Source organism: Mesorhizobium sp. P2_F8 (genome assembly GCF_056403655.1).
Genome location: NZ_JBFUFB010000047.1, coordinates 1 through 9866, shown reverse-complemented (window position 1 = coordinate 9866; position 9866 = coordinate 1). Strand labels below are relative to the sequence as shown.

General features: G+C 58.5%; 7 protein-coding genes and 1 pseudogene. 1 reads left to right on the top strand and 7 read right to left on the bottom strand.

Annotation, left to right across the window (positions count from 1 at the left end; genetic code table 11):
- The 5 genes from AC1DZP_RS35125 to AC1DZP_RS35105 all read right to left on the bottom strand — a co-directional run.
- Positions 1 to 1053: hypothetical protein (locus AC1DZP_RS35125; protein WP_477308831.1), on the bottom strand; the 1053-nt coding region annotated here is incomplete at its 3' end.
- Positions 1054 to 1430: 377 nt separating this feature from the next.
- On the bottom strand, positions 1431 to 2753 hold the full coding sequence (locus tag AC1DZP_RS35120; RefSeq protein ID WP_477308829.1) for an HlyD family type I secretion periplasmic adaptor subunit: 1323 nt from the start codon (positions 2751 to 2753) through the stop codon (positions 1431 to 1433).
- An 8-nt stretch (positions 2754 to 2761) separates the two neighbouring features.
- On the bottom strand, positions 2762 to 4516 hold the full coding sequence (locus AC1DZP_RS35115) for a type I secretion system permease/ATPase (protein ID WP_477308827.1): 1755 nt from the start codon (positions 4514 to 4516) through the stop codon (positions 2762 to 2764).
- A 2466-nt stretch (positions 4517 to 6982) separates the two neighbouring features.
- Positions 6983 to 7234: a DUF982 domain-containing protein gene (locus AC1DZP_RS35110; RefSeq protein WP_477308825.1), complete on the bottom strand. Its 252-nt coding sequence runs from the start codon at positions 7232 to 7234 to the stop codon at positions 6983 to 6985.
- Positions 7234 to 7695 (bottom strand): hypothetical protein, encoded by a 462-nt coding sequence (locus AC1DZP_RS35105; RefSeq protein ID WP_477308824.1) that lies wholly within the window; start codon positions 7693 to 7695, stop codon positions 7234 to 7236. Before AC1DZP_RS35105 ends, AC1DZP_RS35110 begins: the two co-directional genes overlap by 1 nt.
- Positions 7696 to 7831: 136 nt before the next feature.
- Here AC1DZP_RS35105 and AC1DZP_RS35100 point away from each other — a divergent pair, with 136 nt between their 5' ends.
- A complete protein-coding gene (locus AC1DZP_RS35100) occupies positions 7832 to 8281 on the top strand; it encodes a Ros/MucR family transcriptional regulator (protein ID WP_477308822.1) in 450 nt (149 codons plus the stop codon).
- Positions 8282 to 8388: 107 nt separating this feature from the next.
- Here AC1DZP_RS35100 and istB read toward each other — a convergent pair whose 3' ends face one another.
- Together istB and AC1DZP_RS35090 are read right to left on the bottom strand one after the other, a co-directional pair.
- A complete protein-coding gene (gene istB / locus AC1DZP_RS35095; protein ID WP_477308820.1) occupies positions 8389 to 9201 on the bottom strand; it encodes an IS21-like element helper ATPase IstB in 813 nt (270 codons plus the stop codon).
- Positions 9191 to 9866, bottom strand: a pseudogene (locus tag AC1DZP_RS35090) (Mu transposase domain-containing protein); the annotation flags it as partial. The gene istB and the pseudogene AC1DZP_RS35090, both read right to left, overlap by 11 nt.

Below are 9866 nucleotides of genomic sequence, written 5' to 3'. Positions count from 1 at the left end.
GGTATAGGCGATGTAATTGTAGGAGCTTGCATATTGCTGGTTGAACTGCTTCGAGCCTTCGAGCCAGGTGCCCTCCACCCCGCCCTCGAAGACGATGTTGCCGCGCTGCAGGTATGTTGCGTCGCCGGTGTGTTGGTAGACAAAGCCGAACCCGTTCACGATCAGCATGTTCAGGTCGGCGGCCGGCACATCCTGCTCCCCGGTGGCGGACGTCTCGTCGATATATTGAAACGCCTTAGCTGTGGCATCCCATTCGTGGGCCCACATGTAATCGAGATTGGCCTTGATGAAGGACACGATGCGCGGGTCGGCGTCGACCTGCTCGTAGTAGTTCATCAACGCCTCGTTCATGAGCCCGTTCATGAATGGCTTGTCGATCGGCGCGCCGTCAGGGGCCGCGCCGTCCACGAAGTGCGGACGCGAGCCGTCGGTATGCTGGAAGCCGGAGGTCAGGATCTTCTCCAGGAGCGACTTGGCCAGAGCGCGGAAATCGTTGCCCCCGGACACCCCCCAGTCTTCGCCATTGGGCTGGATGTTGGGGACACCAACGGAAGGCGCATCGATGAGGATCGCCTGCGTGAGCGTTTCCAGGGCGCGCGCCTCCTCGCGGCCCTCCGACTGGTGCGGGTCGAACAGGTTGGCCCAATTATTCTCCGTGTTCCACGGATTGACGACCTGGTCGGCCATCTTTCCGATGGCAGTCAGGCTGGCCTGGTCGCCATTGAGCAGATAGTGGGCGGTGATGCCCTTGGGCATGGACCACCAGGAGGCCACGCCGTAGTTATTCGCCTCGACATAGTTCTTCAGATAATCGTCTGCGATCGCATTGCCGCGCTCGAGATAAAACTGCTCGCCGGTGCGCGCATACCAGACATAGTTGATGAAGGCGCGGTCGTAATAGTTCGCCGAGGCCCAGTCATTGCCGTCAGCCGCCCAGTGGCGGTCATCATATGCGGCGAAATCCTGCTCATACCGCGCGAACATGCCCCCCAGCGAAGACGTTTCCGAAACCGAAATGGTCGGACCGACAAGCAAGCTCAATAAGTCAGACATTAAATACCATCCAATGCGTGCGATGAGCCCCCCACCCAAATTGCATCCGCGTTAGCGACTGGCGCATGGAATGCGGCGCGGCCGGATACAAACAAACAACGACGTTCCCCTCCAAAGGCTTGTCTCGGTCGTTGGTTTCTTTGAGCAATGGGGCCTCAATCTGGCACTAGCAGGGCAAAAATGCGGCGGACGGAAAATGCCGCAGGAACAAAGGCTCACAAAGAACCAGCTGTGGATAAGCACCTTCGAGGTGGAGACTTGCCCGCGAAGTGACAGCCGGCATCAACGTCCTGTCAGCCGATTCGGTGTATAACAGCGACTGACGATCCTGCACCATCCATCAAGCGCCATTGATTGACGAGGTGCAAACCGGTTTCCTAATTTTCCCGAAAAGCGCGCTGGAATGAATCCATCAAGGGCTTCGATAAGTATACTAGGAAGGTACGTTCCCCTGTGGAAATGAAGGTCTCGACTGGCATGCCGGGATAGACTTGTTCGGGTTTGACCTGCGGCGGAAGCTTGTCTGCCATTTTGAGACGTACCGTATAATAGGGCTGCCCGGTATTGGGGGTAATGAGGCGGTCTGCGGAGATGTAGAACACCTTGCCGGGAACCTTGGGCGTTGAGCGGGCATCAAGCGCCGTGAACATCATGTTCGCGTCCTGCCCAATTCGAATGGAATCAATGTCCTGCGGCTTGATCTGGGCTTCGACGATCAGGTCGTCGGTGGTCGGCAGGAGCTCCATTGCGACCTCCCCGGCGCGCATGACGCTTCCCTCGGAATTGTAGACGGAGCGCACGATGATACCGTCGACCGGCGCCCGGATCGTGGTTCGTTCGAGCACCGAGCGGGTGGCATTGATCTGCTCCTCCAGATCCGCAACCTGCGCCCGGGCCTTGTTGAGCTCAGCGACCGCGTCCTCGACCCGGCTCGTCGTCAGCCGCTCGATCTGCTGGCGCGCTTCAACGGTCTGGGTCACCGAACTCGCGATCTGAGCCTCCAGCGAGCCGGTCTGGCCGACGAGCTCGGCGACGCTGCGCAGGAGATCCGAATATTCCGAACGTTTGGTGAGTCCCTTTGCCAAAAGTCCCTTCTTCCGGTTGGCTTCTTCGTTGACGATCGCCAGTTGATCTATCGCTGCCTTCTTCTGGGCCTCCAATCCCACGATGGAGTCCTGCAAGGCGGTTACGCGCTGCTTCAGGATTTCCTGTTCTGCGTTATGGCGCGCAAGCCTCGCCTGGAATTCCTTGTTCTGCTCCTTGAACACATCGCTGAACTCCGAGGTGCCCGCGTAGCTTCCCACGCCCCTCGGGAGGACGATTGCCATCAGCCCGTCACGCTCAGCCTCAAGCCGCGCCATCTCGGCTCGTTCAACGATCCATTGCTTGAGCACGCGGTTGAGCTGCGCCTGCGCCAAGGTTGGGTCAAGCTGGATCAGGGCCTGTCCCCGGCGAACCCGGTCGCCTTCCTTGAACCTGATCTTGTGGATGACACCGCCTTCGAGATGCTGGATCATGACGTTCTGACCGGCTGCCGCGACGACCCCTGGCGCAATTGTCGCACCTGCAAGCGGCGCCATCGCGGCCCACAATCCGAAGGCAAACAGGAATGCAACCACGGCTGTTCCCCCTAGGAATGTGATCTTTTCTGTGCGGATATTGATGTCGTCCTGCCAGCGATAAATTTTTGTGCTCTGCATGGATCTGCTCATGTACCGACTGCCGCTGCGTCGGAGCGCGTGAAAGGCACCACAGCCTCTCCGCCGCGGGCTTGCGGCGCCATCGGTCGCGGTCCAGCGTGACTGTCCTGTGCCAGCCGGTCGAGCACGTCCTTCCCTGGGCCATAGAGTTCAATCTGGCCGTCGCGCAACACCAGTATCCGATCGCATTTGCGCGCGATGGACGGCCTATGCGTGATGATGAGAACCGTGGTTTTCCGAGAGCGCGCCTGGACGATGGCACGCTCGAGCGCCGCCTCGCCTTCGGCGTCAAGGTTGGCATTTGGCTCGTCGAGGACCAAGAGCCTGGGATCATCATAGAAGGCGCGCGCTAGCCCGATACGCTGCCGCTCTCCGCCAGAAAGACGCACACCCATGGGTCCGATAATCGTGGAGTAACCGTCCCTCTGGGAAAGCACCATCTGGTGCGCTTGCGCGTGCGCGGATGCCTGGATCACCTTCTCGTCGGCTGCGTCACGCTCAAAACGTGCGATGTTCTGAGCAATCGTGCCAGGGAAGAGCTCGACCTCCTGCGGCAGGTAGCCGATGTGGCGGCCCAAGGATTCCGGATCCCAGGTGCGGATGTCGGCGCCATCGAATCGGACTGCGCCCGAGCGGGGCTGGATAGCGCCAACGAGGAGGCGTGCCAGGGTGGACTTGCCCGCACGGCTCGGCCCGATAATAGCGACGGTCTCGCCCGCGGCGACAGCAAATGAAAGGCGCTTGATTAGAGGCAAGCTGCCCTCGGTCGCGCCGGGCACGTAATATACCAACTGCTCGGTTGTCAGCCTGCCGCTCGGGGAGGGCAAGGCCACAGCCTGAAGACGCCCAGGCAGACCAACGAGGCTGGATACTCTTTTCCACGCAATATTGGCTTCCACTATCTGGCGCCAGCTGCCAACTATCTGGTCGAGTGGCTGCAGCGCCCGGGCCGAGATCATTGAGGACGCGAATATCATTCCAGCCGTCATTTGCTCATTCAGCACAAGATAAGCCCCGACTCCGAGAATCGCGATCTGCAGAACCGACCGTGCAGCGCGGGACACTGCGCTATAGAATGTGTTGATCCGGGCGAGCCGATCGGCGGCACGGACCGATCCGGAAAAGCACTCGCCCCAGAACTCCAGCGCATTGGTCGCCATTCCGAGTGTGCGAATGGTCTCGAAATTTCGCGCGAAAGCTTGCGCGGAGTTCATTGAGTTGGAAAGATTCTCTCCCGCAGTTTTGCCGTAGCGTGAACTTGCGGCCTGATTGAGCAACGCGAGCACGATCATCAGAACCGCGCCGACGACAGTTACGAGAAATAACAGGGGGTGAATGAAAAACAAAAGGACTACGAACAACGGCCCGAAGGGGAGATCGAAAAGGAAGTAGATCGTCCGCGAGGCAATGAAGCTCCGCAACGTGGCGAGATCCCGCAATGCTTGGACGTCGCCGAGCCCCGCGCGCGGTCCGTTCATAGCGGCGAGAAAGGAGGGGCCTCCGTATGCTACATCCAGCCGCGAAGCAAGCCGGCTGGCATATTGTCCACGGACGATCTCGAGGAAACCGAAACAAAACAGCGCCGCTAGCGCCAGAAACGTAATATAAAGAAGAGTATCCATATTATTTGCAGGCAGGACTCGGTCATAGACCTGAAGCATGTAGAGTGGCAGGACTAGCAGAAGGATATTCATGACCGCGGAGAACAGACCCATCTTGATCAGAATCCGCGACAATACCGTTCTGTTCAAATCTGCCGACATGCCTAGTCAAGTCTCCTAGAGATATGTGGGGTCGTCCCGGTGATCTTGTGCGCCACACAACGACATCGGACCATCGGGCGCGGTCCCCTGTTGGAAAGCACATAGAGGCAACACGCGCCGAGCACCGGCTCGCGCACATTTGCTCGGCTTCGCGCGGGCCGATGTCCGCCGCAAACTCTCAGGTGCAGATGCGTAGGTGTTTCTCTGTCCCTCCACCAGCGCCGATGCTGTTGCCCTGATGAGGTCGGCTTCATGACAGCTGTTTTTGTTGATTCTGTGTCTGCGGAACAGAATCCGAGCCTCGTCGGATTACGGGAAATCCGACTGCGTACAATCGATATTTTCATGTAGAGGAAGGCCACCTTTTGGCTTCCGCCGAAACGCGCCGGCTCTGAACGCGCCAAGCCCGCCCGGTGTGGCGACGCGATCCGATTCTCCAGAAGGCGACGAAGTCTGCGAGGGTCTGGTGGCGAAGTGCGATTTGCTGGACTTGTCGCGCGAGGGTAACGCCGTTGAGTACGAACGTCGTTTGCGGCGAGATATTCAGGCCGGTACCAAGCAGTCCAATGCTTTGATCCTAGCGGTTTCGCGCTGCGAAGAGTTACTCATCATCCAGACCGGCGGGCAGCGCGGATTTCGTGTGCCCATGACCGGTAATACGACCTACGGGCGTCTGCCTGCTCACTCTTTTCTTCGCGATGGCGTTACAGATTCATTCGACCGACCTTCCCGCAGACGACCTGGCCGAAGTCGATCTGCAATTGATCCTTGTCAGTGGACGTCTCACCCTCGATGAGCAGCATTGAGCAAAGAGTGCACGCGACGGCTACGTCGGTGCCTTCGGCCACACGGACATTGCCGTTCGACGAAGTCGATCCGGATCCTCAGGCACGATCAGCTTAACCGGTCCTCAGCGCTAACAGCACGGTTCTGCCGCTCTCGTCGGTGACCTCGAAACTGCAGTCGAACCAGCTGCGGATGGTGTCCATGCGGGGCCTGAAGACGTCGTGAGGGCAATCAAGCCGGGAGAGCGGGGCAGAATCGCAGTGCTCTTCTGGAGTGGCGGGGCCAAGTCAGCAAACAGACTGCGCGGGATCTCGACAAAGCCTTGAAGGCCGCAAAAGTCCCTGCCTAAACTCGCTGGTCAGGTTCAGGGAGGAATCCGATGACCCACAGTTCCTAGGGATGACCTCGGTCGATGATAGGCGAGAAGCGGATCTTGTAGCGCGAAATCATTTGGCACCTTAGATGCGGTGCATGATCGCTCATATGGCTATAGTTTAATCAGTGCGGGACGGCAATCAGAGCCAACCGCAGGTGGCCGGTGTGGTCGCCCCCAAAGCACCCTAACAGCACGGGTCATTTCCCTACGGATTTCCTTCGTCCGGATCGGTCACGTTTTCGTAGCGGCAGTTGGTTTCGGCTACCTGTAGAACGCCTTGCCTGTTCGCCCCCAAACGGTCAGCACGGTGCGCCAATGCGGCTTCTCGAACACGCTCACGATGTAGGTTGTCGCCGCCTTGTCGGTCATCGCTTCCCCTCTGTAGTGAAAGCCCGCGCCACCGGAGGGACCGCTGACGCGGGCCGGCTGATGATGTATGCCGCATCAACCTCTTCCGGGTGCCTAACTATTCGAAACGGCTAATGTCCGTCAGGCCCGTTTGGTTCGATCGAAAGTCGGTTTCCAGTCGCGGTTGCGCCAAGCCTGGATGCCTGAATACTCGGGAACGACGGACGGGATGTGACCAGCGACTCTAAGGGCAACATCTATTCTCACGCAAATTGGTGTGGCTATATTCGATAAAATGGGGAAAGAGGATCGAACATATCGACATACCCGAGACGACGACAAACGTGACCTTAGTGGCAAAGATAACGACTTGCTCTTCATCACAGCCACCGGCAGTGTTTACGGTATCAAGATGAGTGTGAAGGGGGCGCGCTAAAAGCCCGTCCAGATTGACGTCGTTTGGGATACAGACCTGTTACATCCCCAATGTAACCACGATGATGGCAGCGGAAACAAAACGGGGCACTACCAGCGAAGCCCTCCGCGCCCGTCCTGCCCCCTCCGCTCCTCGATAGGGTTTCGAGCTTTGGCCTGCCCCGACGTGGCAGACAAAGCGCCAGCTTTTATCGGAGGGCGAAAAGTGGACAAAGCCGTCTCTGGTTCCTAGCGATCCCTCAAGACACCTTCGGCCTTAGCAGCCAGCCTGAACCACTTTTGGACCTCCTGTGCGGGACCCTCATCCTGCATCGCGGCCACGCAAGCGTCGACCGCTCGGAGCCAGTGGGCTCCCCTCGTCCTGAACCTCAGGAGTTCCCTGGCTGCACCCTCGACGAGTCTAACGCTGCGGGTGGTGTCCGGTTCGGTGTCAATAAAGACCGGAGGGTCGAACCAGCGGAGAGCCATACCTAACATCCCTGGAATTGGACACCTCGCGCAAGGGGTCCACAAAGGGCCTGCTATGCGTGCTCCTTTGGGAGCAGCTTACCTTCCTCATCGGCAGCTGCAATGAACGCCTTTCGAACATCTTCAGGTGTCATCTCGCCTGCCAGACAGGACATACATGCCCGCACAGCGAGTTTCCACTGGGGGCCATGATGGTTCCAATCCATTAGTTCCCGAGCTGCACCCTCGACGTTGTTGCAGTTGTATGTGACCCCTGGCCTGCCGGTCCTTACGGTGACGGGTGGGGAGAACCAATGGAGGCTCATCAGGGTTCTCTCAGGTCGAAGCACACGAACGGGCCGTGGACGATGGCTCGATCCAAGATAATCCCAACCAATTCGCAGTCTGTCTCTTGCAAATATGGGTTTAACAGGCGTGCGGCGGCAATGACTTCCTTTACCGAGGCGGTGCTGCCACATCGGATGTGATGGAAGGCTGCATCCTTCGCGATAAGCTGGAACTCCGCTTTAACCGACATCGCCCTCCTCCCGAGGGTAGACACCTGGCATTTATACCCCAGGAAAAATTCAATGTATAACGTACCAAGGAAGTCACTCGTTCCGTTTCTCATCAAGCTCATCAAGCAACGATTGTTGCTGCCGGGTGGGCTCGGGTTTACAGGCAGTTTGAACAAGTAGCGGAGGTAGCGGCGGATCGGCTCTGAAGTAATCCACTCACGAATGAGGCGCGACATGGCCCGCTGCGGTGCTTTGTCGAGTTCCTTCATGATCGACCTGCACGGGTAGTTTTGGAGACGAACTTCCGGGCACCTTGAAGGTTCCTAAAGGAGGTACACAACGGTCCGGTTGCGCGGCTGGCATCGCTCGAATAGAGAGATGATTAATCAGACAAAAGGAGAGACCATGACCGACGAGGCGCGCATCAACTCTACAGCACTAGCGGAACTAACAGCCGAAGTTGTCTCGGCATATATAAGCAAGAACCCACTTCCTGCCGCCGCGTTGCCCGACCTTATCGCTTCTGTTCATGCTTCCCTCTGGGGCCTTAGCCAGCCGCCGGTCCCGGTGGCGGCACCGCTGGTTCCGACGGTGAACCCCAAGAAATCGGTGACACCGGACTTCATCGTCTGCCTCGAAGACGGCAAGAAGTTCAAATCCCTGAAGCGTCACCTCGGCGTGCATTTCGGCCTGACGCCGGACGCCTATCGCGCCAAATGGGGCTTGCCATCGAATTATCCCATGGTCGCCCCCAACTATGCCGCCCTACGCGCCGAACTGGCAAAAGCCGCAGGCCTTGGCCGCAAAGCCGAGCCTGTTAAGAAGGCGCCGGCCAAGCGGAGGGCGAAGGCTTAGTTCTCTCTTCGTACCCAGACATGACCTGACGTCAAGATGCGGCTACTGGGAGTGTTGATTTTCACTGAGAACTGACCCGGCATTTCCACCGAGATTTGACCCGCCTTTCATGTATGTTTCGGTTCGGGGTTGAGGGTCAAGGTTCTGGCTTTCTCCTTTGGTTTTTTAGGCTCGTGGGCTGAGCTGTTTTTGAATCGGAAGCTGTCGTTTCCGGTTTCCAGGATGTGGCAATGATGGGTCAGCCGGTCGAGTAGCGCGGTTGTCATCTTGGCATCGCCGAAGACACTGGCCCACTCGCTGAAGCTGAGGTTCGTGGTGATGATGACGCTGGTGCGTTCGTAGAGCTTGCTCAGCAGATGGAAGAGCAGAGCCCCGCCGGACGCGCTGAACGGCAGATAGCCGAGCTCATCCAGGATCACGAGATCGGAATGCATGAGGCGATTGGCGATCTGCCCCGATCGTCCCTGTGCCTTTTCCTGTTCCAGCGCATTGACCAACTCGACCGTCGAGAAGAAGCGAACCCGTTTGTGATGATGCTCGATGGCCTGCACGCCGAGAGCGGTTGCGATATGGGTTTTGCCTGTGCCAGGGCCGCCGACGAGCACGATGTTGTTGGCATCATCGATGAACTCGCCGCGATGAAGCWGACGCACCAGGGCCTCGTTGATCTCACTGCTGGTGAAGTCAAAGCCGTTGAGATCCCGATAGGCTGGGAAGCGTGCCGTCTTGAGCTGGTAGGCTGTGGACCTGACCTCGCGCTCGGCGGTCTCGGCCTTCAGCAGTTGCGACAGAACCGGAATGGCGGCTTCAAATGCAGGCGCTCCCTGTTCGGTGAGTTCGCCTACGGCCTGCGCCATGCCGTGCATCTTCAGGCTCCGGAGCATGATGACGATTGCGCCGCTGGCAGGGTTATGACGCATGGCGCACCTCCCCGGCCGTCCTCAAGGCGTCGTGGCTTTCGGTTGGTCAGCGTCAAAGCCTGAGGAGCGTCGATGGTAGGGGGCGTAAGGGATTTGCCGTCGACGAGGCGATGGAGCAGATTCAACACATGGGTCTTGGTAGGAACACCGCCCTGCAACGCCATCTCTASGGCGCACAGCACGGCCTGCTCGTCGTGCTGAAGCACAAGCGCCAGGATGTCGACCATCTCGCGATCGCCGCCCTGCTTCTTGAGCAAATGTTGCTGTAAGTTCCTGAATGCATCGGGAAGTTCGGCAAACGGTGCTCCGTTGCGGAGGGCGCCTGGTTTGCGCTGAACAACAGCCAGATAATGCCGCCAGTCATAGACCGTCTGTCCAGGCCGATCATGCGATCGATCGATGATGCGGCGATGCTCRCAGAGGATCAGACCCTCAGCGGCGACAACGATGCGATCTGGATAGACGCGAACGCTGACAGGCCGATTGGCAAAGGATGCCGGCACGCTATAGCGGTTACGTTCCAGATGGACGAGGCAGGTCGGGGAGACCCGTTTGGTGTATTCGACAAACCCGTCGAAGAAACGGGACGCTGGCATGAGAGCCCGGGCTTCCTCAGCCCAGATAAGCCCAGATATCGGCAATGGTGCCGCGCATTTTTCCATGCG

Bases quoted from the DNA above. Each gene is read 5' to 3' on its own strand.
- AC1DZP_RS35100 (WP_477308822.1), top strand. From the start codon at position 7,832: ATGACCGACGAGGCGCGCATCAACTCTACAGCACTAGCGGAACTAACA.
- AC1DZP_RS35105 (WP_477308824.1), bottom strand. From the start codon at position 7,695: ATGAAGGAACTCGACAAAGCACCGCAGCGGGCCATGTCGCGCCTCATT.
- AC1DZP_RS35110 (WP_477308825.1), bottom strand. From the start codon at position 7,234: ATGAGCCTCCATTGGTTCTCCCCACCCGTCACCGTAAGGACCGGCAGG.
- AC1DZP_RS35120 (WP_477308829.1), bottom strand. From the start codon at position 2,753: ATGCAGAGCACAAAAATTTATCGCTGGCAGGACGACATCAATATCCGC.
- AC1DZP_RS35115 (WP_477308827.1), bottom strand. From the start codon at position 4,516: ATGTCGGCAGATTTGAACAGAACGGTATTGTCGCGGATTCTGATCAAG.